The organism is Psychrobacillus sp. OK032, assembly GCF_900111345.1.
Classification (GTDB): domain Bacteria; phylum Bacillota; class Bacilli; order Bacillales_A; family Planococcaceae; genus Psychrobacillus.
Genome location: NZ_FOGY01000006.1, coordinates 123,306 through 147,894, shown reverse-complemented (window position 1 = coordinate 147,894; position 24,589 = coordinate 123,306). Strand labels below are relative to the sequence as shown.

27 protein-coding genes and 1 riboswitch are annotated in these 24,589 nt (G+C 38.1%); of the genes, 6 read left to right on the top strand and 21 right to left on the bottom strand.

The window, feature by feature from the left end; genetic code table 11:
- Positions 1-16: 16 nt before the first annotated feature.
- The 17 genes from phnM to BMZ04_RS13060 form a co-directional block, all read right to left on the bottom strand.
- Positions 17-1,198: a phosphonate metabolism protein PhnM gene (gene phnM, locus BMZ04_RS13135; protein ID WP_093271269.1), complete on the bottom strand. Its 1,182-nt coding sequence runs from the start codon at positions 1,196-1,198 to the stop codon at positions 17-19.
- Positions 1,199-1,212: 14 nt separating this feature from the next.
- Positions 1,213-2,052: an ATP-binding cassette domain-containing protein gene (locus BMZ04_RS13130; RefSeq protein ID WP_093271266.1), complete on the bottom strand. Its 840-nt coding sequence runs from the start codon at positions 2,050-2,052 to the stop codon at positions 1,213-1,215.
- Positions 2,045-2,911, bottom strand: a complete 867-nt coding sequence (locus BMZ04_RS13125) for an alpha-D-ribose 1-methylphosphonate 5-phosphate C-P-lyase PhnJ (RefSeq protein WP_093271263.1) — start codon at positions 2,909-2,911, stop codon at positions 2,045-2,047. Before BMZ04_RS13125 ends, BMZ04_RS13130 begins: the two co-directional genes overlap by 8 nt.
- Positions 2,901-4,016 (bottom strand): carbon-phosphorus lyase complex subunit PhnI, encoded by a 1,116-nt coding sequence (locus tag BMZ04_RS13120; protein ID WP_093271260.1) that lies wholly within the window; start codon positions 4,014-4,016, stop codon positions 2,901-2,903. The genes BMZ04_RS13125 and BMZ04_RS13120 overlap by 11 nt, the downstream gene beginning before the upstream one ends.
- Complete coding sequence (gene phnH, locus BMZ04_RS13115) at positions 4,016-4,612, bottom strand: phosphonate C-P lyase system protein PhnH (protein ID WP_093271257.1); 597 nt, start codon at positions 4,610-4,612, stop codon at positions 4,016-4,018. The genes BMZ04_RS13120 and phnH overlap by 1 nt, the downstream gene beginning before the upstream one ends.
- Before the next feature lie 19 nt (positions 4,613-4,631).
- Positions 4,632-5,054: a phosphonate C-P lyase system protein PhnG gene (phnG, locus tag BMZ04_RS13110; RefSeq protein WP_093271254.1), complete on the bottom strand. Its 423-nt coding sequence runs from the start codon at positions 5,052-5,054 to the stop codon at positions 4,632-4,634.
- Between the two features lie 635 nt (positions 5,055-5,689).
- Complete coding sequence (locus BMZ04_RS13100) at positions 5,690-6,394, bottom strand: GntR family transcriptional regulator (RefSeq protein ID WP_255367923.1); 705 nt, start codon at positions 6,392-6,394, stop codon at positions 5,690-5,692.
- 112 nt (positions 6,395-6,506) lie between these two features.
- Positions 6,507-7,481, bottom strand: coding sequence for an NAD(P)-dependent alcohol dehydrogenase (locus tag BMZ04_RS13095; RefSeq protein ID WP_093271249.1), 975 nt, complete (start codon positions 7,479-7,481; stop codon positions 6,507-6,509).
- Positions 7,482-7,528: 47 nt separating this feature from the next.
- Positions 7,529-7,792 carry a hypothetical protein gene (locus BMZ04_RS22035; RefSeq protein WP_143128303.1) on the bottom strand — a complete coding sequence of 88 codons (264 nt, stop codon included), beginning with the start codon at positions 7,790-7,792 and terminating at the stop codon, positions 7,529-7,531.
- A 140-nt stretch (positions 7,793-7,932) separates the two neighbouring features.
- The gene (locus tag BMZ04_RS13090; protein ID WP_093271246.1) at positions 7,933-8,271 is read right to left on the bottom strand and encodes a YrdB family protein; all 339 of its coding nucleotides are present in this window, start codon (positions 8,269-8,271) and stop codon (positions 7,933-7,935) included.
- 2 nt (positions 8,272-8,273) lie between these two features.
- Positions 8,274-8,951 (bottom strand): MBL fold metallo-hydrolase, encoded by a 678-nt coding sequence (locus BMZ04_RS13085; protein WP_093271243.1) that lies wholly within the window; start codon positions 8,949-8,951, stop codon positions 8,274-8,276.
- Positions 8,952-8,964: 13 nt separating this feature from the next.
- Positions 8,965-9,585: a TetR/AcrR family transcriptional regulator gene (locus BMZ04_RS13080; RefSeq protein ID WP_093271241.1), complete on the bottom strand. Its 621-nt coding sequence runs from the start codon at positions 9,583-9,585 to the stop codon at positions 8,965-8,967.
- A 187-nt stretch (positions 9,586-9,772) separates the two neighbouring features.
- Positions 9,773-9,976, bottom strand: coding sequence for a hypothetical protein (locus BMZ04_RS22835; protein ID WP_255367915.1), 204 nt, complete (start codon positions 9,974-9,976; stop codon positions 9,773-9,775).
- Positions 9,977-10,006: 30 nt separating this feature from the next.
- A complete protein-coding gene (locus tag BMZ04_RS22830; RefSeq protein WP_255367914.1) occupies positions 10,007-10,144 on the bottom strand; it encodes a sporulation protein in 138 nt (45 codons plus the stop codon).
- Positions 10,145-10,428: 284 nt separating this feature from the next.
- Positions 10,429-11,358, bottom strand: a complete 930-nt coding sequence (locus BMZ04_RS13070) for a DUF2971 domain-containing protein (RefSeq protein WP_093271239.1) — start codon at positions 11,356-11,358, stop codon at positions 10,429-10,431.
- Positions 11,348-13,384, bottom strand: a complete 2,037-nt coding sequence (locus BMZ04_RS13065; protein ID WP_093271236.1) for a bifunctional diguanylate cyclase/phosphodiesterase — start codon at positions 13,382-13,384, stop codon at positions 11,348-11,350. The genes BMZ04_RS13070 and BMZ04_RS13065 overlap by 11 nt, the downstream gene beginning before the upstream one ends.
- A gap of 174 nt (positions 13,385-13,558) precedes the next feature.
- Positions 13,559-14,518 (bottom strand): 2-hydroxyacid dehydrogenase, encoded by a 960-nt coding sequence (locus BMZ04_RS13060; protein ID WP_093271233.1) that lies wholly within the window; start codon positions 14,516-14,518, stop codon positions 13,559-13,561.
- A 123-nt stretch (positions 14,519-14,641) separates the two neighbouring features.
- Positions 14,642-14,747, top strand: a riboswitch (TPP riboswitch).
- A gap of 80 nt (positions 14,748-14,827) precedes the next feature.
- On the opposite strand from BMZ04_RS13060, the gene BMZ04_RS13055 reads away from it, so the two are divergent.
- From BMZ04_RS13055 to BMZ04_RS13030, 6 genes are all read left to right on the top strand, one after another.
- The gene (locus BMZ04_RS13055; RefSeq protein WP_177184437.1) at positions 14,828-15,409 is read left to right on the top strand and encodes a YkoF family thiamine/hydroxymethylpyrimidine-binding protein; all 582 of its coding nucleotides are present in this window, start codon (positions 14,828-14,830) and stop codon (positions 15,407-15,409) included.
- 4 nt (positions 15,410-15,413) lie between these two features.
- Complete coding sequence (locus BMZ04_RS13050; RefSeq protein WP_255367922.1) at positions 15,414-15,992, top strand: ECF transporter S component; 579 nt, start codon at positions 15,414-15,416, stop codon at positions 15,990-15,992.
- Positions 15,952-17,355, top strand: coding sequence for an ABC transporter ATP-binding protein (locus BMZ04_RS13045; protein WP_093271224.1), 1,404 nt, complete (start codon positions 15,952-15,954; stop codon positions 17,353-17,355). Before BMZ04_RS13050 ends, BMZ04_RS13045 begins: the two co-directional genes overlap by 41 nt.
- A 1-nt stretch (position 17,356) precedes the next feature.
- On the top strand, positions 17,357-18,091 hold the full coding sequence (locus BMZ04_RS13040; RefSeq protein WP_255367913.1) for an energy-coupling factor transporter transmembrane component T family protein: 735 nt from the start codon (positions 17,357-17,359) through the stop codon (positions 18,089-18,091).
- 34 nt (positions 18,092-18,125) lie between these two features.
- Positions 18,126-18,626, top strand: coding sequence for a DUF1697 domain-containing protein (locus BMZ04_RS13035; RefSeq protein WP_177184436.1), 501 nt, complete (start codon positions 18,126-18,128; stop codon positions 18,624-18,626).
- A gap of 302 nt (positions 18,627-18,928) precedes the next feature.
- On the top strand, positions 18,929-19,297 hold the full coding sequence (locus BMZ04_RS13030; protein WP_093271215.1) for a VOC family protein: 369 nt from the start codon (positions 18,929-18,931) through the stop codon (positions 19,295-19,297).
- 37 nt (positions 19,298-19,334) lie between these two features.
- Here BMZ04_RS13030 and BMZ04_RS13025 read toward each other — a convergent pair whose 3' ends face one another.
- The 4 genes from BMZ04_RS13025 to BMZ04_RS13010 all read right to left on the bottom strand — a co-directional run bounded on the left by BMZ04_RS13025 (position 19,335) and on the right by BMZ04_RS13010 (position 24,569).
- Positions 19,335-20,543, bottom strand: a complete 1,209-nt coding sequence (locus BMZ04_RS13025) for a DUF418 domain-containing protein (RefSeq protein WP_369802668.1) — start codon at positions 20,541-20,543, stop codon at positions 19,335-19,337.
- A gap of 354 nt (positions 20,544-20,897) precedes the next feature.
- Positions 20,898-21,929, bottom strand: a complete 1,032-nt coding sequence (locus BMZ04_RS13020; RefSeq protein WP_093271209.1) for a ribonucleotide-diphosphate reductase subunit beta — start codon at positions 21,927-21,929, stop codon at positions 20,898-20,900.
- Positions 21,901-22,344 (bottom strand): flavodoxin, encoded by a 444-nt coding sequence (locus tag BMZ04_RS13015; RefSeq protein WP_177184435.1) that lies wholly within the window; start codon positions 22,342-22,344, stop codon positions 21,901-21,903. The genes BMZ04_RS13020 and BMZ04_RS13015 overlap by 29 nt, the downstream gene beginning before the upstream one ends.
- Complete coding sequence (locus BMZ04_RS13010) at positions 22,344-24,569, bottom strand: ribonucleoside-diphosphate reductase subunit alpha (RefSeq protein WP_093271204.1); 2,226 nt, start codon at positions 24,567-24,569, stop codon at positions 22,344-22,346. The genes BMZ04_RS13015 and BMZ04_RS13010 overlap by 1 nt, the downstream gene beginning before the upstream one ends.
- Positions 24,570-24,589 lie beyond the last annotated feature (20 nt).

The following is a 24,589-nucleotide window of genomic DNA, read 5'->3' as shown; positions in this document are numbered from 1 at the left end:
CTATCTCCTCATTTCATTATTTAATCCGGTAATTGGTTGTTGTTATTAAAACACCGTTGACCATCGTTGCAGTCAACATCGGATAGCCATCTTCCATTCTTTCAATGACAAGTATGTCTGCTTTTTTACCAACTTTTATCGAACCTAGCTCTTCGTCCATGCGTACAGCTTTCGCTGGATTAAGCGTAACCATCATGAACATTTTGTGTAGATCATTTCCGTACTTTTCATGTAAATCAAAGATGGCGTGAAGTAGCGCTGCAGGATAGTAATCACTACAAAGAATATCAACACAATCATGCGCAATGGCTTCTGCTGCTGATAAGTTTCCAGAGTGTGATCCACCAAGTAACACATTTGGTGCACCAGCAATTGTATGTAAACCGATTTCTTTTGCCTTTTTAGCAACTTCTAGCGTGATAGGAAACTCACTAATAGTCGTTCCAAACGATCGCACTAGCTCTAACTTTTTAATATCGTCATCGTCATGCGATGCAACTGCAATTCCCTTAGATAAAGCAATATCCGCGACTTCCTTAATCTTTTCAATTGTTAAAAACTCTGTGCTTTGTCGTTCTGCAATGAGTACATTTACATCATCATCGGAAATGTTTCGGTATCCCTTTAATGTTTCGCGGTACACTTCTAAATTACGATATTGTCCTTGACCAGGTGTATGATCCATAAAGGATAGTAAATGTACTTTACCATCTTCGATATTTTGGACAAGACTATCTACTTCATCGATATTGTCTATTTCAAAACGGGCATGTAAACGGTGGCGTATTAAATGCAATTCATGATGCGTCGCATCTATCGCATCTACCATTCGTTGAATATTTTTCGGATTTCGCATCGGTTTATGAGTAAATACGTCTTCTTTGTAAAAAGAAAGGGAATGGAACATCGTCGTAATTCCGTGGCTGATCAATATCTTCTCAGCTTCTCTTAAACTAATATTGAAATCCATCATACTAGTCGGCCTAGGTGAAGCAACCGTTTCGATATAATCTGAATGAATATCGATAAAACCTGGTGAAATATATCCACCTTTTGCATCGATTAGCTCAGCATTTGGATAATTTATTATGTTTGCTTCCGGGATAATCGATTCGATGATCTCTCCCACAACAACGACAGCTTTTCCTTCGATAATTCCCTCTTCTGTTATAACTTTTCCATTATGAATAATATACAAAGTGGTCGTTCCTCCTATAGTAATGAGTAGACTAATTGTTGCGTGTACTCATGTTGTGGGTCTTCTAACACTTGATCTGTTAAACCTTCTTCGATAATTTTTCCGTTTAGTAAAACAATGGTCCGGTCTGCGAGCATACGTATGACAGCTAAATCATGTGATACGACAATCATGCTAATCCCTAAATCACGTTGGATTACTTTGATTAAATCGAGTACATTTGCTTGTACAGATAAATCGAGTCCTGTCGTTACTTCGTCTAAAAATAGGATTGGTGGATTGTTTGATAATGCTTTCGCAATTTGAACACGTTGCTGCATCCCACCAGAGAAGTTTCTCGGTTCTTCCTTCATACGATGTAACGGGATATGCACATTTTCTAGCAGCTTTTTACTAGTTGCTTCCATTTGTCCAACATTTCGGTTTCCCGCTGCAATTAGTTTCTCGGCGATATTACCGACAGAAGAAAAATTCATTTTCAAACCGTGCACTGGATTTTGATAAACCATGCCATAAACATGATTTCGGATGGAACGCTTTTTCTGAGCGGACAGTTCAAATACATTGTTGCTCACCAATTCGGGGGTGTTGATAAAAGCTTCCCCCGACGACACTTCGTTGTCGAAGTACAAACATTGCATCATCGTCGATTTTCCACTTCCACTTTCTCCGACAATCCCCAAAATCTCTCCTGGATACAAGTCGAAGGAAATATCTTGGCAAGCATACACGGTGCCACAATTTTTACAGAAGTTTTTCTCTAGTTTTCGAGTTTCTACTTCCGCACATTCCATGCATCCCGTTCCAAATTGTTTGCGTAAGTTTCGTACTTGTAATATTGGCTCTTCAAGCATAGCTTGTTTGCACCTCCGCTTCTGCTTTCTTATTCAACTGCTCTATACAGTAGCTTGTATCATTACATTGATGAATCGTTTCTCCTGTTTCCGGGTCGATTAATTCATCTAAAAAGACATCTGTTGAACCACATAAGTGACAATGCTTACCTTCGAAAACTTCTACCGAAAAAGGATAATCCTCAAAAGCAAGTGATTCTACATTTGTATAAGGTGGTACTGCATATATTTTCTTTTCTCTCCCTGCTCCCAGTAGTATTAAAGCTTCCGATTGGTGCAATTTGGAGTTATCAAATCGCGGTATCGGACTAGGAGCCATTACATACCGGCCATTTACGTAAACTGGATGATCTGCTGAAGTAGCTGTCTTGCCGTATTTCATAATTTGTTCGAATAACATGAGCCACACGCCGCTATAATCATCTTCTGCATGCATTCTCTTTGTCATATATTCGCTCGCTTCCACTTTGCGTAGTGGTTCCGGCATTGGAACTTGCAGGACGATAATTTGATCTTCCGTTAGCGCCACTTCAGGTATACGGTGCCTCGATTGGATAACACTCGCTTTATTCGTTTGTTCAGTTAGCTCAACACCCGTTGTTTCATGAACTAATTTTTTTATGCTAACAGCATTCACCGATTCATCTGCACCTTGGTCAATCACTTTCAGCACATCGGATTTTCCGATAATGGAAAGTGTAATTTGCAAACCACCTGTCCCCCAACCTCTTGCAATAGGCATTTCTCTAGAAGCAAACGGCACTTGATAGCCAGGAATCGCAACAGCCTTCATAATCGCACGGCGAATTTCTTTTTTAGAACCTTCATCGAAAAAAGCAAAATGCGTATTAGTTTTCAACTTCCTGCACCTCTTTCTTCACTTGGCGTACACTGTCCAGCCTGGATTGGAACGTCACATAATGTGGTAATTTCAAGTGGGAAATAAACCCTGTCGACTCCACAGAATCGATGTGCAATAAAACAAATTCCTCATCATGTGTAGGAAAATCAGCTTCTGGATGCTCAAGACATTGATCAAGAATACTCATCGCAATCGCCTTCGTTTCATTTTGCCCGTAGCAAATGCCGTAGCCAATTTCAAATTGTAGTTCATATTCATTGTTGGCATTTTTCACTTGTGTCGGGACAAATGACTCCACTTCTGTTACTTTAATGTCCCCGATATAAAAGTCTTCATCTGTATCGTGTTCCATTTCATTTGGATGCCCTACATAAATAGGAACAGCACCAACACGCACTTCGCCGACGTTCGGATGCACTTGCCCGTATCCTCTTAAAGAAGCATATCCAAGAGATGTGACAGCTCCCGTTTGCCCACGTGTCAATACTTGTAGTCTCTCACTTCTAGTAGAAGGAAATTGTAAACTTTGTTTGGTAATGTCTTTAGGCGCCGTGTTATTTTCCTCGTATTTCTCAAACAGCCCTTCTTCGCGTAAATAATCTACTACTTTAGGGAAATATTTCACTTCATCAAAAGTTTCTACTTGCTGCAATTCCATTTGGTAGTTGTTTAGCCACTGTTGGATGCTTTCTGAACTTTCACCTATCAAATCAAAATCTAATAATCGATGCGTATAATCATGAGTCGCACCTAATAGTTGACCACCTGGGATATCTTTAAAGCTTGCGGAAATGCGACGCTCGACTAGCATAGCCTCGGGTTCCACTGTCTTACTGTAATAAGGTCGAGGCAGTGTAGATCGATGCGCACGCATAAGGAAAACCGCTTCCTCCATACTACCTTCCGCTTGTTTAATCGCTAGCGCAGCTAAGAAAGGTGAATATAAGCTACTTTCGGACATTACTTGATCAATCATTCCACGCATCGTGGACATAATTGTATGGATCTCTATTGTTTCATTCCCTTTTAAACGCTCGTATTTTAAACGCTTAATAGAGGCATCAATTGCTTGTGTACCACCTTTTACTGGAACGTAACCCATTAGCTCACCCCCGTAATTTCCACTGTAGTTGTACGAGGAATACAGACAACTTGGGCATTCTCATCTGTGATAATTAAGTCGATGCCTAGTGGATATTCCTTTGTTCGTTCGTTTCTTGCTTGCCACAATGATGAGCTTAAACTTGTATGTAGCCTAGCTTCATGTTGTATACCAGGACCTGTTAATGTTAGTTCGCCCGAATTAGATAAGGTTGAACTTTCAATAATCCATATCGAAGAATGTTGTGGATCAATGAGCGTGCCATTTTTACACTCCGCAAAAGCATGTTGAATGGACTCTTCTGTATCTTCCTGAAGAATAATGATAAAATCCGCTTCGTTAATCGGTGCATATTTTGAGGATGTATATGCCGAAATTTTATCTATTAAGCTTTGTTGCTCTGTTGAAAGAATATGAAATGTCACTTCCGCATCCAAAAATGTCATCGCACTTAAGAACGTTGCATGAAAGCACGAAAGGTTAAAATCTACTTTTTTCGCGTTATCAGCTAGCGAAGAAATTGTGCCTGGTCGTGACATACTATGCAATACTTTTCTGTACACTTGCTGCAAATCATGTACTTGATCGATAGCCATACTATCCCTCCTTATTTCGTTAAATTTCCATCGTTTCAAAGTTAACTTTCGTTTTGAAAAGCTCTGCTTGTTTTTTCGCATGTTCTTTTATGATTTGTTTTTCTGCTTCAATTAGCTGATTTCGCCAAGTGATTGTTTCTGGTAATTTTGCTTTATATGCTGCATCGATTATTGCGAGGTGTTTGGCAAGTTCATCTTCCATGCCTACAACGATTCCTAATCCGATGCAATTATTTATCTCTACTTTTGCTTCTGTTATAAGGACTTCTCCTATATAAAATAAAGATTTTTTAGCAGATTCACGCATTTTAATCATCGTTAATCCATATTGCGGTGCTAAAATTTCTTTGCATTCATATGCATCTATTATTGTTTCCGCTAGCTCTTGCGCTAACTGGCCATTTTCTTGAATGAGAATTTCAGTTCTTCTTCTTCTTTTCATACGGTTGAATCCTCCTTTGCAAGTTCATCTTAACTTGTCGCCAAGTTGCTGTGTTTTAAGGTATCGTAAATGTTTGTAAATTTTCTTAATAATTGGACTCGTTGGGTTGGCTTGCTCGGACTTCTTCCCGATGAAAAAAACCTTTAATAATCGATAGTTCATGCACAAATAGGAATAATGCGCACTAATAATTTTCCGCTTGAATTTCCGCTGCAGGGCGGACGCTTTCCGCGGGCATGGCTTCAGCCTCCTCAGGCCAACAGGATGTTGGTCACGAAGGCGTTGCCACACGAGGTGGCGTTCTTAGCCTTTGTTCCTTTATGCGCTCCTGCGGGGTCTTCAGCTCATGCACCTGCCGCTTTGCTTTCGGTGCAGAAAACATCTGCTATTCCCGCTGGAGTCGCCGCGCGAAATCCAGTAAATGGCTGAACGAGACAAAATGCACTGTGAACGCGACAAACTAGCCTTCGAACACGACAAAGCCCATCTCGAAAGCGACAAATTGGCTTCCGAACACGACAAACTTTCTCCTGTGACGCATTATTCCTATATTGTTTTTGAAGAAGTTATACATTTCCTGAAACAATAAAAAAACAGGTAAAGGACAATCTCATCCTTTACCTGTTGCTTTTTGGTCAATCCATTGTAATATCATATTTAAATTTATCACTACGATACAGTATTTTTGTATGTTCAAGTACTTCATTTGAAGCTACATCGATACATTCACTCTCCACGACGATAAGCGGTATCATGCTTTTACAAAATAATAGTTGCTGTTCCTCGGAAGTTGGAAACGTAATGCTTAGCAAGCTTTTCTGACTGGCAAATTCCTTGTAGCCAAGCTTACGATAGTAAGCGAACATCGATTTAATTTTTGGACCATCTTTCTCAATTTCTCCGAACATCTTATCACTTACATAGGAATAGTGAATGGCTATTGGTTCTCCGTTGATATAACGAATTCGCCCTATTTTATAGACACTATCCTCTTTGTTTGCATTTATTTTATTAAAGAGTTGTTCGTTATACGCTATCATTTCACAGAGAATATTCTCCGTTTTCAAATCATATCCTGCTTCCTTCATTTTATCTGTAAAGCTTGTTTTACCTGTTAAATGTAACTGAATTTGAGTGGATGCTTCTTTTAAATAGCGTCCTTTTCCTTGAATGGAGTATATATATCCTCGTTCCTCTAATTTTGTCAGTGCGTTTCTTACCGTCATTCTCGGCACTTTATATTTGGCGGCGAGTTCGTTTTCGGAAGGTATTTTTTCTCCGTGCTTCATTGTTTTGGAGACTATTTGCTGCATGACATCGTCAATAATTTGTGTTTCCATATCCACTGAAATAGGGAGCCCCCCTTGCATTTGAATCGTTTATTTTTTTGCTTATTGGTATTATAACTTAACTCTCGCACCAATAAAGGATAAATAGTCATGAATAGACTATTCACACAGTGATGACAACCTTACCTTGAGAGTGACCTTGTTCAAAATATTTGAGAGCTTCGGGAACTTCACTCAACTTATAACTTCTATCAATAACAGGTTTTACTTTGCCGGCTTCAATAAGTGCTTTTATAAAAACTAAATCTTTTTGGTTTGATCTTTGTAAAAAACTACCTATTCTCTTACTCCCTGTCATTGAAATCCATGGCCCTTGCAACATGGCTTGGAATAATTGAGACCCAGAACCTCCAACGTGAACAAAAATTCCATGGGGATTCAATGCACGTTTATAAACTGATATCGGATTGTTTCCATTTACTCCAAGAATAAGATCATAACGCTCCTTTAATTTAGCAAAATCCTCCTTCTTATAATCGATAACGAAATCTGCACCACTCGATTTTGCTAGACTTATATTTCTCGTACTACACACAGCGGTTACTTCTGCTCCGAACGTTTTAGCGATCTGTACCGCAAAATTCCCCACACCACCAGAGGCACCATAAATAAGAACCTTTTTTCCTGATTGAACCTTGCCTTTATCCCTAAGACTCTGTAGGGCCGTAGCGGCTGCCATTGGAACGGCTGCAGCTTCCTCAAAGGATAGATTGACAGGTTTTAAAGCTAATACATTTTCGGGAACAGAAACATATTCGGCAAAACCACCCCAACCACAACGGGACAAGTCCCCGAACACTTCATCTCCTGGCTGAAAATCCTTAACATCTTTGCCAACTGAATCAACCCGTCCTGCTATGTCGCCTCCGGGTATTGAGTATTTTGGTTTTAAAAGTCCGAACGCGAGGCGAGCTAAGAACGGTTCCCCTTTCAAAAGAACCAGGTTCCCATAATTCACGGATGCCGCATGAATTTTTACTAGTACTTCATTGTCCTTAAGATTTGGGTTTTCTACCTCTTTTAGTTCTAGAGTATCAGGTGTACCATATTTATTAGAAACTATAGCTTTTATAAACATTCCTCCTAATGTATTTTGGCTTACTTTCCAATAAACGCTTGAAACTATTACGACAGAACCATACTAATACCCCTTCTAGTAACACGACTAAAATGGCTAAAGGAAGCAACTCGGAGTCTACAAAAAGATGACATGCTAATATATTGACGATAATACTCGCCAAAACAACTAAAACAAGTGGAACGAACCTGCAAATTATTAATACCTGCCCCTAAAAAAATGATACCTAACAATAGCTCTGCAATTCGAATAAATATATTCAAATATACTCCCCAATATTGGAATTCTAGTTTGTCAGTGATATTCGTCATTAGGATTTTCATTGATTTATCTATACTTTATTAAAAAAATAACCCCAATATGAATTGATGAAGCAGTTTGCTCCTTACTTCCGATTGCCCCTTTAAATGTTACCTTTCTTATTAACTGTACGAAGAAAAATACTTAATTATCATTCTTCGATTGTGTACATTAATATCATTTCAACCAATACAACTACTCCAAATATAGCCGCCAGCTTGCTCTTTCCCGAAAAATATAGGGCTGCAGTAGCTAAAGCAAAAACTATCAGCTGTAAAATAATTCGTAACGAAGTGGACACAGGAAAAGAGGCTTTTGGGGCAATGAATGTCCCCCAAAACACGGCGATCAGAAGTGGAGTTCCTAACCCAAACAAAAGCTTTATAAACCAGCCACGATCCATATGAAATCCCCAGTAGGAAAACGCTGTTAGTGCACATAATTCCATTAGAAAAAATAGACCAAATACCGTATATTGAACAATCAGCACGATTAAATTCCCCCGAATTTTTTCTCTGTTTTTCGAACGTATTCTTCTAACTGGTCCACGGGATGGAACACTGAGTTCCCATGGCAAACTTCCAATCTTTTTGGTTTTAATTGCCCTACAATGGCAGCACTTTTTACTGCTTTAGCCATTTCAGCAGTAAACATAGGCGGATGCAATTTCCCTTTTTTCGAGTTAAATAGGTCACCCGCTAGCAGCACTTGATCCTTCTCATGATAATAGACAACATGGCCTGGGGAATGACCCGGTGTTAGAAATGGTGTAAGTCCGCCTACAGATTTTAAGTTCCCAAACTCATCTTCTGAGAGGGGCTCGGTTAACTGTTTAGGCAAGTTGTATTCCAGTTTCTTTCGTTTAGGATAAAGAAGTTCTCCTTCCAAATATGGAATTTCAATTCGATGCGCGTATACCGGCACTTCATTTTCAGTCAATATCGATTTTACCGCTCCAACATGATCTACATGACCGTGGGTTAGTAGAATTCGCTTGAAAGGTCCGGCATTCAATTGTTTAATAAATTTCATTATTTCTTTTGCCATCATCTGCATCCCTGCATCCACTAATGTGACCCCTTCTTCATCCACAACGACCCACACATGAATTGGTACGAACATCCACGTTTTCAAACTCCAAATATGTTCAGAAATCTTCTCCGCTTTCATCTTCATGTCCCCTTTATGTTAATTTTTCTTTAAAACCTAATAAAAGAATTTCAATAGCAAGGTCAAACGTTGGCGTCAATCTATCCATTAAAACGTCAAGCGGTTCATGTTGATACGAGTAAGTACTTAAAATACCATTCAACTGATAATAATAAATCCGAGAAAAGGTCAATAATCGTTCATCATTTGGAATAGAAAGACACTCTTGAACAACTAGCTTCATAAGTGAAAAAATTTCCAATCGAAGTTTGTTGATTTCCAGTTCTGGCACTTCTTCATCCACTCTTGAAGATTTTGCGTTGAAAAAAATATCGTACATATTGCGATTGTTTAAGCAAAAGTAAATATATTCACGACTAATTTCTTTTAATCTGTCTTCTGCTGATAATGTATTTACCTTTGAAATTTGTTGCAACTTTCCATGTAATTCTTCCAAGGAAGGCATCGAAAGTTGGTGTAGCAGCGCATCCTTATCTTTAAAATAAAGATAAATGGTAGTATGCGAACAACCCGCATCCTTTGCAATTTCTCGTATCGTTACAGTATCGTATCCTTTTTTAGCAAATAACTTTCCAGCGGATTGTAAAATCTGTTTTTTAGTTTCTTCCGAACGTAATCCCTGTTTACTTTTCATATAATCCCATCTCTCTACAAAACTAACCACTGGTTATAATATAACCAGTGGTTAGTTTTGTGTCAATTTATGTAGTAGAAGAGTAATTCCCACGATTTCTGATTTTCTTAAAACTAATTAGAATAAAAATCTATTAAAAAGGCTAAGAACGAAGCTATTCTTCAAAGCTTCTTCCTTAGCAATAATTTTATATAAAGTGGACACTGGCACTAAATGGCTTCTTCAAAGATGATTCGATATGACTTGTTTCAACTTCTCCTGTAAATACTTGCATTGTGATGGAAAGTCTAATATGACTCGCATCCATTTCCAGTGCTTCTGCAAGAAAACCTCCAAACGGTTCATTGATCTTAATCTTTTTCACTGGTGCAACATCTGTGTATTTTTTCATCTGACTCTCGGATGTAAGTCGTATACACAGTTAAATAAAGGAGTCCACTTGTTGATCGATATTCCCTCCGTAGACTTCCACTTCGCTTCTCATCATTTCTCCTGCGACATACACTGACTTTTCAAGTTTTGTATCTACTTTGGCTCCACCTACTCCAAAGCTTGCCAATACTTTATTAAAAAAGACATCTGTAGCTCACCCTTGTTAACTTACTGATTAATATACGAAAGTCGCAAATCAAAGGTTTCAGTGAAAATTTACTATCTATCTTGATGCTGCATTGTACAGTTAGAAAAATAAACCTGGCGCTTCCGATATTACCTCCAAGGACCAAGCTGTAAAAATATGAATGTCTTTAAAAATTGGAAGCAATCAACTTAGTACCTCAAGCGACCAAATTACCCTGAAGGCAACTAGTTCTCCTTGGGACGAACACTTTTATGAGGTAGTTCTTAACGGTATGGAATATGGGATATTTTAATAGGAACGGTTGGGTATCCAACGTTTTTCAAATAATAGTTAAGGCTTCTTGCGGTGAACTCATTTGTTCCAGAAGGTCCTATAGTTATTTGGTTGATTGGGAGTTTGTTATCATTATGCGTCACTTTGTTATGTGTTAACAATTCGATATACGGCAAAATAATATTATCGCGGGCACGAAATTTTAGTTCGTGCTGATAGGGCATACTTTTGGAGTTTGTTACGATGATTCGCCATTCTTTTTCTTCAGAAAACGTAGAATGCTTAAAGAGAGGTAAGAAGTACCCGATTGTTCTTGCTACTTCTTTTGGTGTATATGAAGGTTTGTCGGCATTCATTTCAATACTAGCTAATGCGACATCGATTATGCGATGAATAATTTGCTGTTGTAATTGGTGGTTGTAAATGACTTTTCGTGGAAAAAAGTTTTCTTCGCTTAGATGAAAAGAGACGTCAAAAAGAGCAGCATAGTCAAAACCAATCGATACACCATATTTGCTACGACTATATCCCCTCCATTGACTAAGTAGATCTTCACTTTCACAAAAAGATACGACAAAAATGTCCGTATCTTGTTCTTCTAAAATTGTAAATACTTCCTCCAAATAGGAACGTTTTGGATTTTCTTTTAGGAATTCTTGTATTAAATTTTGTACAATTGCTTCACATATTTCCAAGCCGTGGCTATATTCTTTGGAATCATTCATAAATTTTATATGGGAAGCCCAAAATGTCTTGTTGCTAATTATCCCTTGGGCTCCTTCTAGATCCGTGTAATGATACAATGCTGTAATATCTTTCGTAAAATGCGATTTGAACTCTTTACTAATGAATAGAATAAGTGATTTAGAATCGACTTCAAGATGATTGTTCATTTCTGAATAAAAAAGTTCATTCGACATCTTTATTCCTCCACTCTTTTAGTTCCTCTGGCTTCATCGGCTTCGCAAAATAATAGCCTTGGATAACTGGATCTTTACATGTAGCAACTAAAAACTCTACTTGTTCCTTTGTTTCGACCCCTTCAAATACAATGCTTAAGTCCAAAGACTCTCCAAGCCTTATTATCGCTTGAATAATGGAAGAATCCTTTTTAGAATGTGGTATTTCATCTATAAACGACTTATCTATTTTAAGCGTAGATATTGGCATCTGCTTTAAATAGGATAAAGAGGAGACACCCGTTCCGAAATCGTCTAATGCTACAGAAAATCCTTCTTCGCGAAAAATACTCACCGCTCGCATCGCTTCCGCAATATTTTTTACGAAACTCGTTTCTGTAATCTCTAGCTCTAATTGTGCTGGTTTTATATCATAATCGTTCAATGTACGTTTTAATACTTTTAGTAACCGTGGAGAAATAATATACTGACCTGGTATATTAATCGCTACTTGCCCAATAGGGATTCCCTCGACGCTCCAAATGGAGATTTGACGACAGACAAGTTTAATAATCCAATCCGTTACATCCATCATTCGATCATGATCTTCTAAAATAGGAATAAATACACCCGGGGAAAGCATTCCATAAACAGGATGATTCCACCTTAGTAATGTTTCTACTCCCATTATTTCATTCGTTGGCATACTAACTTTAGGTTGAAATACAAGATAAAGTTCGCCTTTATACATTGCACTTAATACATCATCTGCAATTTCTCTTTCAAACGTATATGTATGAATAGATGGATCATACGTAACTACCTCGTGAGTGTATTGAACGGACCGATGATTTAAAACACTTAGCGCATTTGCATAAATACTCGATGCTTCGTCATAATTATATGCCTTAGAAATTGCACATACCGCTTGAATCATCACTTCCTGATTACGAATAGAAAATGGCTGGCGAAGTAATTCCGCTACTTTCTCCATCTCTTCTTGCATTTGCTTTTCCTCATACATATCCCTTGTCAAAAAAGCAAAACGATTGCCTTCTATTCGGTATAAGTCCATCTTATTGGAAGTGGAGGACTCTAACATATTCGCCACCCATTGGATAACCTCGTCACCAAACTTGTAATCATATTCTCTATTCACTTTTTCTAAGTCATGTAAATGCCAAATAGCTAAATGCTCTGGAAATACTGGCTTGCCTAACTTTTGCTCAAATAAACGACGATTCGGTAATTTAGTTAACACATCAAAATAATTGGCTCGGTATTCTACATAACGATCTACCAAGCTGGAAAAAAGTAAAGTTCCAAGTAAAATAATCATACCAATCGTTACACTTACTGCGACCCCACTCATGTCCATCATATGCATTTGCTGCGGGTCGAGTGTAAAATCATTCGGAACGTAAAATGTAATAGCCGCCATTCCTGTGTAATGCATACTGGAAACTGCAAGTCCCATAACGATAGCAGTTATTAACTGGATAACTCGATTCACTAAAAAACGATGAAAACTAGAAAATATATATATCGCTATAACAGAGACAATTATTGCAATGGCAATAGATGCTACAAACAAACCTTTATCATAAGCATATTGAAGATCCATTTGCATAGCGTACATTCCTATATAATGCATCGAAGATATGCCTACTCCCATTACAGTACCAACAAATATATATGTCCAATAAGTTCTTTTTGAACGACTAGCAATATAAAATGCCAAAAAAGACGCTAACATCGCAGGTATAACAGACACAACCGTTAATAATTTGTGGAACTGCATTTCAACTGGCAATGAATAAGCACTCATCCCTATAAAATGCATGGACCATATTCCAAAACCCATTGCAATAGAAGCTAATATTAACCAAATATTTCGATGAATAAAACCATTTTTTTGCGCTCGCTCATTCATAGATATTGCTGTATAAGAAGCAACTGTCGCTATAATAACCGACAATAAGACAAGTGGAAAGGAATAACTTCCATGTAATTCGATAAATTGTTCTCCGGAAGGAGTAGTGAACATATTGGTCACTCTTTTCTACGTATACAATATTGTTGATGATTTATTTTTTCAAAAAATAATCACCCTCTTTGTATCGGTTGGGTAGTTATTTTGTTTAGAATCTACCCGCCAACTGTTTTCAATGGACAAAAAGCACAGAATATCATTCCTGTGCTTTTGTTTATTCTTCTATAGTTAGACTACTCGGTTTTCCGGTTCTTTTTCTTCTAACACGGCTTCAATAGCTTCTGCATTCATTTGCATCATAGCCATGCGGGTGTGAATACTTGCACTACCTATATGAGGCAACACTGTCACGTTTGGCAATGTAAGAAGCGGATGATCCAGTGGCACCGGTTCAACTTCAAATACATCAAGCCCGGCAGCCCATATTTTATTTGTCGTTAAGGCTTCGTATAACGCTTCTTCGTCAATAATCCCACCACGTGCAACGTTAATAATTGCTGCAGTTTCTTTCATCAAGCCAAGCTCCCGTTCACCAATTAATCCTTTTGTTTCTGCTGTTAATGGAGTTAGTAAAACGATAAAATCGGATTCTTGTAGAAGTGCGTCCAGTTCTAGATAAGAAAAACCAAATTCTTCTTCCGCCTCTATTTTACGCGTGCGGTTATGATACAGGACTTTCATATTAAACCCCTTAGCACGTTTTGCTACTGCTTCACCGATACGCCCCATACCAATAATTCCAAGCGTTGCACCAAATACATCCATACCGGTTAGACCCATTGGCGTCCATGATTTCCACTTACCGGCACGAAGATCGCGTTCAGCTTCTGTTATACGTCGAGCTGTCGCTAAAAGTAAGGCAAATGTCAGATCGGCTGTTGTTTCCGTTAGAACTCCAGGTGTATTTGTAACAATGATACCATGTTCTTTTGCCGCTTCGACATCTATATTATTGTAGCCGACTGCTAAGTTACTAATAATTTTTAAGTTCGGCAGACTTTCGATCAATTCTCGATCTACTTTATCTGAAAGCATCGTCCAAAGTGCATGTGCGTCTTTTGCTTCTGTTTTTAACTCTTCATAAGTCATTTGAATTTCTTCGCTATGCCACATCGTTACATCAAATTTTTCTTTTAATGGATTTACTATTTCATCTGGTAATTTTCGAGTTATATATATTTTTTTCAAAGCTGTTACCTCCAAATACTCTAATTATTTAAGCATGGACGAGTTGATGAAATTTTTCAACTATATTTACAATAATATTTTCATAGGGTATACTGGGGGCACATTTAAAAAACTACATACCGTTTTCTGCACTAGGGGTGCCCATTATGGCTGAGATGCGAGCATTTGCTCCGATCCCTTATAACTCGATCAGGATAATACCTGCGTGAGGAAGTGCGGTGACTTTCCTAAATCTTTTCTATTGGATAAGTGGCTGCATCTTCACGGATGTGGTCTTTTTTTATGAAAATTTTTCGGGAGGTTTTTATTATGCAATGTGGTTTAAGTCCTATCGTCGGATTTCGTTTCTCGTTACATCCGATGACCAATGATTTTATTTCGGTGATTAAAGGTGCACTTCAAGAAACGGATACGTCGAATGTGTGGATGCATACAGATGATGTGTCGACAGTCATTCGCGGAAAACAAGTGCATGTGTTTAACGTCGCAAAAGCACTAACGCTTCACGCTGCCAAAACAGGAGTGCATGTTGCGTTATCTGGGACATTTTCTGCTGGTTGTCCTGGGGATACTGCCGGGGATGTCTTTTTAGATAAAGGCGATGATTTGGCAAATATGGATACGACAAAGCAATACGTATCTTCTCAATTTGCACTTTATCCAATGAATAATCCGAATTATATGGATGTCATTTACCGAGAAGTTGCTCGCGCTAAAGAACGCGGTGTCTTCAATGAATCCATGCATTACGCCAGTGGGATTCACGGTGATATTCATGATGTATTTGCATTTTACGAAGAGACTTTTACCCACGCCCGCTCGGAAGAACATAAACATTTAGTCATGACCGTTTCAATGAGTATTAATAGTCCTTCGCACGGAGGTCTTTAAAATGTTGAAGTCTTGGAAGTTAAAAGAGATTGTATTGATGTCTCTATTTGCAGTCGTGTTTGGGATTGTGTATTTGTTATTCTTGCATGTCGGCAATATTTGGGCAGGGTTTATTGGTCCTATTGCATATGAATGGATTTTTGGTATTTGGTTTATCGTATCAATTATTTGTATGTATATTATCCGAAAACCTGGTGCTGCGGTCGTTTCAGAAACGATTGCTGCTGCGATTGAAGTTTTACTCGGAAATGCAGTTGGACCTCGCTTAATACTTTCAGGTTTGGTGCAAGGTTTAGGGGCGGAAGCGGTATTTGCTGCGACACGTTATAAGCGTTTTGACCTGTGGGTGCTGATTCTTGCTGGGGTTGGTTCATCGGTATTTAGTTTTGTTTATGGATATTTTTTAGGTGGTTTTGCGGTTTATAGCACGGGTTATGTAGCTTTAATGCTCGGAATTCGAATCTTGAGTGGTGCATTACTTGCTGGAGTAGGTGGTAAAGCGGTAGCTGACGGGTTGCTAGCAACTGGTTCTCTCCGAGGATATGCAATATCACGTTCGAAAAAAGGTGAGGCTCGTGCATGATGTCATTCAGTTTGAGAAAGTGAGTTTTCGATATCCAGATGAGGAAAAGTGGATACTTGAAAATCTTTCGTTTTCCGTTCAGCGCGGTGAACGAGTAGTTATTACCGGTCCGAGTGGATGCGGTAAAACGACGCTGCTTTATTTGTCCAATCGGTTGTATCCGGATAATTGCGATGGTATTTTGTCTGGTTCCGTGAAACTATTTGGAAGAGATAGCCTTTCTTTTATTGCCGGGGAAATAAATCATCGAGTCGCAACAGTTTTTCAAGACCCCGATTCCCAATTTTGTATGCAAACAGTCGAAGAAGAGCTTGCATTTACATTGGAAAATCTGCATGTGAAGCGAGATGAAATGGAGAAAAGGATTTGTGAGGTGTTGGAACTCACTGATTTAACCGAGTTTCGCCATGCTATCATCCAAAAACTTTCCGGTGGTCAGAAACAACGTATTGCTACCGCATGTGCACTTATTATGGAACCGGAAGTGCTGTTGCTAGATGAACCACTTTCTCATCTAGACCCGTATAATGCAAAAAAATATGTAGAGTGGTTAGATGAACTCCAGCAAAAACGAGCGATGACGATTGTTGCCATCGAACATCGACTGGATTTATGGGGAGACTTTTTTGAAAGAAGTATTTCATTGAATAAAAACGAAGTTGCTCCTAACTTAGAAAAAAGAAGATGCAGTATAAAAGATGACGCTTCTTTAGTGGTTAATAAAGTGCAAACAAAATCCTTTTTGCAAGAAACCACTTTTGTGTTAAATCAAGGAGAAATTGCTGTGCTTGCTGGTCCAAATGGCAGCGGAAAATCTACATTGTTAAAAGCATTATGCCAGCTCATTCCTTCTAATGGGGCTGTACAACCTAAATTACTAGGATATGTCCCTCAGTCTCCTGAGTTTTTATTTCTTACAAAAAATGTACGAGATGAAGTCGGATTTGGTGGCGGCAATAATGTGGAAGATATGATGACTCGATTGCAATTGTTACCTATTGCGGATTCCCATCCCTTTGCAGTAAGCCATGGGCAAAAGCGTAGAGTGGCGATTGCTGCGATGCTTACGGATGGGCGACAAGTAATTTTAATGGATGAACCGACTTCTGGTCAGGATGCGCAAGCTTTATCGGAGTTATTTCAACTGATAGATGAGCGTGCTTGCGAAGGTACGACGTTTTTAATCGTTACGCACGATATGGAATTTGCTTATTGTATTGCAGATTCGATTTTATTAATGAATGATGGGCTTTTGACCGGAAAATTTGAAGCCAATGAGGTGTGGGTAGATGAGCAATTATTATTGGATCATCACCTCCTCCCTCCGAAAGGAATGATGCTCCGTGAAGAATGCTTTGCATAGAATGAATCCTTCAGTGAAATTTTTGGCGGTTACTATTTGTATGTTTGCGATGGCATTCTTTTTCGATCCTTGGACTCCGCTAGTGTTTTGGGTTGGTGTACTTGTGTTGCAAGTTTTCTTTAGTCAAATTGACTGGAAGAAATGGTTGCTTTTTATGCTTCCGTTTTTTGTAACAGCTTTCGGATATTTTTGGACGACGCTTGTTTTTGCTGAAGACCAGTCAGGGCCTGTTATTTGGACTATTGGGGATTTGCAAATTACTGAAACACAGTTAAATCATGCACTGTCCCTTAGTTTTAGAGTATTGGCTTTTTCTAGTTTATCTTTATTATTTGCTTTAACAACGAATCCTGTGACATTCATTTTAAGCTTGATGCAACAATTAAAGCTGTCTCCTAAGATTGCATATGGTGTGATGGTCGGGTATCAGTTTTTGCCTGTTTTGAAAGATGAATTTGTACAAATTGGGCAAGCCCATCGCTTGAGAGGTGCTGGTGGAGAGAAAAATGCCTTGCAACGACTGCTTGGTGTTCGACGGATTTTGATACCTATGCTTGCTGGTGCTGTTCGAAAAGCAGAACGAGCTGCGTTTGCGATGGAGGCGAGAGGTTTTACCGGTGAACAGAGAAGTAGTTATTTTCAAGTGATTTCGATTGGGAAAGTGGACGTTGTGTTAATTGCTTTGTTTTTATTCGTGTTAGTTTTGAGTTGTACAAATGGGCTCTGGCTTAGTTAATATAGAACTAGATATTAGCTAAGGAGTGATGAAGTTGTCATTTGTTGCTTTACTTCGCGGCATTAATCTTGGTGCTAAAAATAAAGTGGATATGAAGTCATTGAAGGTTCTGTTCGAAGAAATGGGTTACGAAAATGTGCGGACGTATATACAAACGGGGAATGTGATTTTTGATAATGCTACTTATGATGTTTGGCAGATTGAGAATAAGCTTCGTGAAACGTACGGTTCTGATATCCCAGTTGTTGTCCGTTCAAAGGAAGAGTTGGAAGAGATTCAGCAGCATCCTATTTTCTTAAAGGAACAGGTGTATGTCATGTTTTTAGCGCATGGCATATCGGACGAACAGCAAGCATTATTAGATAGTTTAGTAGACGATGAATTTATTGTACGGAATGGTCGAAATGTCATCATTAGCTTGTCGAAAAACTATCATCAGACGAAATTTACAAATGCCTTTTTCGAGAAAAAGCTTGATATGGCGTCTACCGCGAGGAATCAGAATACGGTGAATAAGATTTTGATGAAAATGTAAATTGGTTTCCACCTCTTGGAGGGGTGGAAACCTTTTTCATAAGGAATTATCCGATTTTGATGCTTCATTATCCGATTATCGTGGCTGATTATCCGATTAGCTCACTTGATTATCCTATTCTCCCGAGTGATTATCCGGTTTTGGCTCTTCATTATCCGATTCTTACTTTACAGGTAGCTGAATGTACAAGGGGTAAAATCTGCACATTAGTTTTATTTATGTGAATCCATAATTATTATAAAATTTTCAAATGACTCACTTTAGGTTAAGCTTAAACTAGAACAAAACAAGGGGGATTTATCATGTCATTTGTTTTTAAGTCAATCGATCATGTTCAACTAGCAGCTCCTAAAGGTTCAGAAACAATTGCAAAACAGTTCTTTAGTGGAATACTGGGGTTTCAAGAAATAGAAAAGCCTGAGACATTAAGAAAAAAAGGTGGAGTTTGGTTTACGTTTGCAAATTATCAAATTCATATAGGCATTGAAGAACCATTTGCTCCAGCTAAAAAAGCACACCCTGCTTTTCAAGTTGAAAACTTAGATGCGTTGAAAGCACATTTAACGAAAAATGAAGTTAGCTACATTGTAGATACCGATTTGCCAGGAGCAAATCGAATTTATATACATGACCCATTTGGTAACCGAATTGAAATTTTAGAGTGGACTTAATTCGATATATTCTGTTGGAAAAACACCTTGGTCCCAATTAAACCAAGGTGTTTTCTAGCTCTATTTTTTTTGATTTTTTTAATCTTGTTTTTCTCTTTCTCACTGCACCGTTCCAAGAAAAGTTTGTACCTATTCTCAATATTATCTCAAGTGGACCTCGTCGAATTTTTTTCAAATATAGAGAACTACACAAACATTGTAATGCAAAAATTACAAGTCCAAGAATAATACTATTTAACATTCCAAGGTCTCCGAACAATCCTAAACCGTAACCATAAAAGATGGTCGTGCATATAACACTTTGCATGATATAGTTCGTAAGAGAAAGCTTTCCGACACTTTGAAAAGCGAGAAATACCTTCGAATGGGCGAATGCGATAAATAAAAGCGCAAATAGAGAGATATATCCAACAGAAAGAAGCTGGGCACCCACATTTAATAACATTCCAGACCATGCATTTTCTCGTAGAAATACACTAGCACCTTTTAACGCAAGACCGATTGGCAGTAGCCATACACCTATTTTATACCATTTTCGTTCCAAACTAGGTCTAGTAAATAAGTTAGCCTTTGCTGCCGCCATTCCGAATAGAAATAGTGGAGCAGTTACGAATGGAGCTAAAATGATAACGAAAATTAGAAGGAATTCATTCTCATCTTCAAATATAGGTGGCATTTCATTATTTCGATGATGAGAAATATCTGAATAAGTGCCGTTTGTATAAATATCATTTGTTTTAGTTATATAAGTCGAAAGTTTTTCCTCTTGTTCTTTCGTTTCTTCCAACACCCCATAGTTCATCGCGCTGGTTAAAAGAAATAAAATAGCTCCCCAAATGATCAGCGTTTTTACCTTCCTGTTAATAAAAATTAATAGGAAGAATCCCATAAAACCGTAGAAAGCTAAAATATCCCCTTCCCACAAAAAAGTTCCATGCAAAATGCCAATGATTATGAGTAAGATAAACCGTCTAACTAAATGCCATCTCACCCTAACATCTTTTTTCCTTAATGATTCCACTAGTTTGATAAGTGAATATCCAAACAAGAATGTAAAAATCGGCATAAAACTGCCTTCTACTACTATTTTTATAAATTGGTATGCTCCTGTATCAAGATCTGACAGCGAGAAGTAAGAAATTTCATCTTTCCCAAACATCCCGTATTGAAATATAAGCATGTTCGCCAGTAATATGCCGAACAAACTAAAACCTCTTAAGCCGTCTATTAATCTTACTCTTTCCATTTTCACTAGAAAGTCCTCCTAGAACATTATCTGGAACTAATATAATTATAACGAAAATAAATAAATAATTTTCGACTTTTTTTGCGATGTTATTATCAAACAGAAATAACCATACTCCACCTTTTTTCTTTAATTCTGTTGGGTTTTCTACTTCTCAAAATCCAAGCATTTTTATGAAGAACCGTTTGCACCAGCTAAAAAGGCACATCCAGCTTTGGGATAATCGGATAACCCTCTTGGATATAGTTATTTTCTAACGAGAAAAGTCATTATCCGATTCTAAGCTTTCCATTAAGATTTGACATAAATAAGCGCTCTATCAGTCATAAATAACTACTAGAGCGCTTATCTTTATCACAAATCATCAAATCCATTATCAATCGCATTCACTTTTACGTACTGACGAGATTTTTGCTCAAAGAAATCTGTTTTCGTCCCATCTATATTGTCTGCGTATGCACGAATCCATTTCATTGGATTTTCTACATATTCCGGGTAGATTTCACTCAATCCGATGAGACGCAGCATTTTATTTGCACGGTATTTGATATAGCCTTGCATATCATCTAGGTCAATTCCTTCAATATCCTTCAATACATAATTGGACCACTCGATTTCTAACTCTACGGATTCCTTGAATTGGTCGTAAACCCAACCGATTAGCTCATCATTATTAAGCTCTGGATTTTCGGATAATGTAGCTCTAAACAATTCGGAGATAAAGCGTCCATGTTCGAGTTCATCGCGGTTAATATAGCTGATCATCGTTGATGTACCGACCATTTTATTGTAACGAGCTAAGTTATAGAAAAATGCAAACCCAGAATAGAAAAATAAGCCTTCTAATAATGTCGTGTATGTTAATGTTTTAACTATATTTTCAGTTGTAGGGTTTTCCACAAATTCATTATAATATTTAATAATATTTTCATTTCTTTTCAACAAAATAGCATCTGTTCTTCCAAATTCAAATGATTTATTTTGCTCGTCTAACGATACAACGGATGATAAGACATATGAGTAACTTTCGTTATGAACCGCCTCTTGCTGCGCAATTACAGCCATAATCGATTGAACAGAAGGATCTGTTGCATATAACGATAGTAATAATGCTGTTCTTGTTTGCGGAGCATCAAGCGTTGCTAGTAAACCGATCACTTTTAAATAAGCATCTTGCTCCGTCTTCGTTAAATTTGGAAATTGTTTTACATCACTCGACATATTCACTTCGTCTGCTTGCCAGTAGTTTCCGAGTAATCGCTTATATATTTTATACCAGTGTGGATAAGCGATATCGTTCCAATTTAATATACCACTTGATTTACCATTAAAAATCCCTGTCGATTTATTAGGATTTCTAGGTTCTAATGTTTTTGCTTTTTCCATGTTCTAAAACTCCTTCTAACCACTTAGTTACTATTTTTTCTTGGCTTCCTCTTGGAGATTGCTCTATTTTTAAGCCTTTGTATGTACTGTTATAAAAATTTCTTAACTTATCAACAGCCCCGCAAAATAACTCATCTCCACCGAATTGCGTATCCCCAGAACCAAACACGTATACATTGTCTGGTTTATAGCCAATTTCACGTGCAAAGTCTTTCATTTCGTCGGGTGTGCTGCCTTTATCCCATGTGAACGTTCCGAAAAATAGCTTGTCGTATGTGGATAGGTCCGGTACAGCACCGAAACCTACCATATACATATCCACAACATATCCACTTGCTACAAGCTGGTCCTTTATTAATTCCGCTACTTCCTCTGTGTTTCCGCTATAGCTCAAATAGCAAACAATTGCTTTCATTAGCTTGAACAAGAGTCGCAATCGACTAATTCAACGGAAGTCGAGCGTACATAATACGTCGTTTTGAGTCCGCTTTTCCAAGCATCTAAATGTAAATCTAGCAGCTCTTTTGCTTTAATCGTGTTTTGCACGTATAAATTTAGTGAAACACCTTGGTCGATATGACGTTGGCGTGCGGCATTTTGTTTTAATGTCCAATGTTGATCGATGAAATATGCTGATTTATAAAACCATGTTGTCTCCGAATTCAAATCCGGCACTGTTACTGGTATTTTATAATCCTTCTTCTCTTCGGAATAGAATTTTTGGAAAATCGGGTCAATACTTGCCGTGCTTCCAGCTAAAATAGATGTTGACGAGTTCGGTGCAACTGCCATTAAATAGCCGTTTCGAATACCATTTGTAGCTACTTCTTGGCGTAATCCCTTCCACTGTTCGCTCTCGTAGTAGCGATTTTCAAAATAAGCTCCTGTTTGCCAATCTGACCCTTCAAATAAAGGATAAGCCCCTTTTTCTTTCGCTAGCTCACTAGATGCTTGAATTGTTAAGAAAGCGATTCTCTCATATAACTTATCTGCAAACTCTACTGCATCAAAGGATTCCCAGCGAATATTATTTAGAGCAAGTAGATGATGCCATCCAAACGTTCCAAGCCCAATTCCACGGTATCTTGCATTCGTGCGCTCTGCTTGTGGAACTGGAATCATATTCAAGTCAATTACATTGTCGAGCATACGCACTTGGATTTTGATTAAGCGTTCCAATACATCCGCTGGAACTGCTCGTCCAAGATTAATAGAAGATAAGTTACAAACAACAAAATCCCCTGGTTTACGACGAGTTACGATAATATCGTCTTCTAATTGAATTGATTCGAAAGAAGTAGCACTTTGGTTTTGGAAAATTTCTGTACATAAATTACTGCTGTACACCATCCCTGCGTGCTTATTTGGATTGCTGCGATTCACTTCATCCCGGTAAAACATAAAAGGCACGCCTGTTTCAAGTTGAGAGCGCATAATTCGTTTCATTAAGTCGATTGCTGGGACCGTTTCACGAGATAAGCGATAATCATTCACGCATTCCTCGTATTTTTCTCGAAATGAACCTTTGCCACGTTTTTCGTCGTAAAAATCTTCTAATGAATAACCTTTTAACCGATGTACTTCATGTGGGTCAAATAAATGCCATTCCTCACGCGCATCTACTTTTTCCATGAACAAATCTGGTAAGCAAATACCTGTGAAAATATCATGTGCACGAAGACGATCATCTCCGTTATTTAGTCGCAAATCTAAAAAGGTAAAAATATCTTTATGCCAAACATCTAAGTAAACTGCAATTGCCCCTTGACGTTGACCAAGCTGGTCCACACTTACCGCTGTATTATTTAATTGTTTAATCCAAGGTAGAACACCACTTGACGCTCCTACAAATCCACGAATCGACGACCCTCGACTTCTAACTTTCCCCATGTATACGCCAATTCCACCACCAAATTTTGAAAGGGTCGCAACATCTGTATTACTGTCGTAAATTCCTTGTAAACTGTCATCAACTGTATCGATGAAACAACTTGAAAGTTGCCCATGAGGCTTTCCTGCATTCGAAAGGGTTGGTGTTGCAACGGTCATATATAGGTTGCTCATTGCCCAGTAAGATTCTTTAATTTTAGCAAGACGATTATCTTTTTCGTCTTTCATGAGCGTCATTGCAATCATCAACCAGCGTTCTTGTGGGAGTTCGACAATTGTCTTATCAAAGTCTCTTGCAACATATCGATCTAGCAATGTTTTCAATCCGATATAGGTAAATAAATAATCACGCTCTGGCACGATTATTTCTGTTAGTTGTTGTAGTTCTTCTGGTGAATAGGATTCCGCAATTCGTTGATCGTAAAGCCCTTTTGAAATCAGCTTTTGCACATTGCTTGCAAACTTTTCATATACCCCGTCTGTTGTTGTCCCTCTTTGTACTGCTACTTTTTCATAAACATCTTGCAAATGGATGCGCGCTGCGACAAATGTCCAGTACGTTTCTTGTTCATCTAAAAAGCTTAATGCTTCTAGTGACATCGATTTAGCCCATGCGGATGTCGTTCCCTCTGGATATTTCGCCATCCATTTTTCATTTACTTTCACTAATGGAGCAATATTTGCTTCTCCAAATTCATTTATTAGTTGCTGTAATAGCTCTTGTTTTGTAGTGTTTGATATCGTTGTCATATTAATTCCTCCTTAGTTAT

Coding starts and splice junctions, on each gene's coding strand:
- BMZ04_RS13015 (WP_177184435.1), bottom strand. CDS start 22,344: ATGAAAGCAATTGTTTGCTATTTGAGCTATAGCGGAAACACAGAGGAA.
- BMZ04_RS13100 (WP_255367923.1), bottom strand. CDS start 6,394: ATGGAAACACAAATTATTGACGATGTCATGCAGCAAATAGTCTCCAAA.
- BMZ04_RS13030 (WP_093271215.1), top strand. CDS start 18,929: ATGTCATTTGTTTTTAAGTCAATCGATCATGTTCAACTAGCAGCTCCT.
- BMZ04_RS13080 (WP_093271241.1), bottom strand. CDS start 9,585: ATGAAAAGTAAACAGGGATTACGTTCGGAAGAAACTAAAAAACAGATT.
- phnG (WP_093271254.1), bottom strand. CDS start 5,054: ATGAAAAGAAGAAGAAGAACTGAAATTCTCATTCAAGAAAATGGCCAG.
- BMZ04_RS22035 (WP_143128303.1), bottom strand. CDS start 7,792: ATGACGAATATCACTGACAAACTAGAATTCCAATATTGGGGAGTATAT.
- phnH (WP_093271257.1), bottom strand. CDS start 4,612: ATGGCTATCGATCAAGTACATGATTTGCAGCAAGTGTACAGAAAAGTA.
- BMZ04_RS13055 (WP_177184437.1), top strand. CDS start 14,828: ATGCAATGTGGTTTAAGTCCTATCGTCGGATTTCGTTTCTCGTTACAT.
- BMZ04_RS13085 (WP_093271243.1), bottom strand. CDS start 8,951: ATGAAAGCGGAGAAGATTTCTGAACATATTTGGAGTTTGAAAACGTGG.
- BMZ04_RS13010 (WP_093271204.1), bottom strand. CDS start 24,569: ATGACAACGATATCAAACACTACAAAACAAGAGCTATTACAGCAACTA.
- BMZ04_RS13040 (WP_255367913.1), top strand. CDS start 17,357: ATGAATCCTTCAGTGAAATTTTTGGCGGTTACTATTTGTATGTTTGCG.
- BMZ04_RS22835 (WP_255367915.1), bottom strand. CDS start 9,976: ATGAAAAAATACACAGATGTTGCACCAGTGAAAAAGATTAAGATCAAT.
- BMZ04_RS13025 (WP_369802668.1), bottom strand. CDS start 20,543: ATGGAAAGAGTAAGATTAATAGACGGCTTAAGAGGTTTTAGTTTGTTC.
- BMZ04_RS13065 (WP_093271236.1), bottom strand. CDS start 13,384: ATGTTCACTACTCCTTCCGGAGAACAATTTATCGAATTACATGGAAGT.
- BMZ04_RS13045 (WP_093271224.1), top strand. CDS start 15,952: ATGCAATATCACGTTCGAAAAAAGGTGAGGCTCGTGCATGATGTCATT.
- BMZ04_RS13020 (WP_093271209.1), bottom strand. CDS start 21,929: ATGGAAAAAGCAAAAACATTAGAACCTAGAAATCCTAATAAATCGACA.
- BMZ04_RS13070 (WP_093271239.1), bottom strand. CDS start 11,358: ATGTCGAATGAACTTTTTTATTCAGAAATGAACAATCATCTTGAAGTC.
- BMZ04_RS13120 (WP_093271260.1), bottom strand. CDS start 4,016: ATGGGTTACGTTCCAGTAAAAGGTGGTACACAAGCAATTGATGCCTCT.
- BMZ04_RS13130 (WP_093271266.1), bottom strand. CDS start 2,052: ATGCTTGAAGAGCCAATATTACAAGTACGAAACTTACGCAAACAATTT.
- BMZ04_RS13095 (WP_093271249.1), bottom strand. CDS start 7,481: ATGTTTATAAAAGCTATAGTTTCTAATAAATATGGTACACCTGATACT.